Origin of the sequence: Pantoea sp. SM3 (assembly GCF_000963995.1) — a bacterium.
Lineage (GTDB): Bacteria > Pseudomonadota > Gammaproteobacteria > Enterobacterales > Enterobacteriaceae > Pantoea > Pantoea rwandensis_B.
This window is the reverse complement of sequence record NZ_JZRD01000070.1, coordinates 1-807: the sequence shown is the minus strand read 5'-3', so window position 1 is coordinate 807 and position 807 is coordinate 1. Positions and strand designations below refer to the sequence as shown.

1 protein-coding gene and 1 pseudogene are annotated in these 807 nt (G+C 58.6%); one reads left to right on the top strand and one right to left on the bottom strand.

From position 1 onward, the window contains the following. Nucleotides 1–356, bottom strand: a pseudogene (locus tag VI01_RS24440) (hypothetical protein); the annotation flags it as partial. A 161-nt stretch (nt 357–517) separates the two neighbouring features. Between VI01_RS24440 and VI01_RS24435 the strand changes: the two are divergent. Then, nucleotides 518–757 (top strand): biofilm development regulator YmgB/AriR family protein, encoded by a 240-nt coding sequence (locus tag VI01_RS24435; RefSeq protein WP_045816981.1) that lies wholly within the window; start codon nt 518–520, stop codon nt 755–757. Nucleotides 758–807: the final 50 nt, after the last annotated feature.

Here is an 807-nt window from a genome sequence, read left to right as displayed (position 1 = left end):
CGCGCCAGGCCGTGCACCGCCCCCTCATGCTGAGGCTGGCGGGTGCGCCATACCATAACCTGTATGCAGGCGCGCTCCGGCGAGGTGAAGTCTTCGGTTTCCTCCAGCCGCACCGCATAAACGGTCTCCGGCTCGGGCTCCTGCGTGACCAGCCTGAACTGTCTCTCTGCTCTGTTCTGCCAGAGGGTGTAGCCGAACGGCGTCACAAACCCGGGCAGCGTAAAAGGCTCCACGTCGCGGGCAAGAAAGGCGCGGGTATCGGCCCGGTTGGTGTCTTCCGGATTGAGCACCTGGCTGAAGCTGGTGTCGGGCAGGGTAATGGGCATGCTGTCGTCCGCCGTTTCTTTTCTGTTCACTTAGCCTCCCTGATAACCGGAGCGTTAATTTATATCGCTGAATTGTCTGCAATAATGGGTGGTGCCTTTTAAAAGATAGAGCACCGCAGGATTACTGCTGTACACGCGCCTGTGCATCGGTTACTTTGCGCCCGACCTCATTCACTACGCACGGGTATTTGATGCGACAGGACGGACTACCTCCGGAAAAAGAAGCCGGATTGACAGGCTATTTCAGCCAGGTCACTCACCCCTGCCAGATTGAGCTGCTGGGCCGCATCACCGTTGAAATCCTGCGTCAGGAGCGGCGGCTCACGCGCACCGCCTTGTGCCTGAAACTGATAGGGCGCCTCGACGGTGCCGACGATGAGGCCGAGAGAGAACACCTGAAGGTTCTTCTCAGAATGCTGTTTAATCGCTGAGCCTGAGGGGTAACACCGGGAGTTCACCGATCACGAAACGTTCGTCCAGG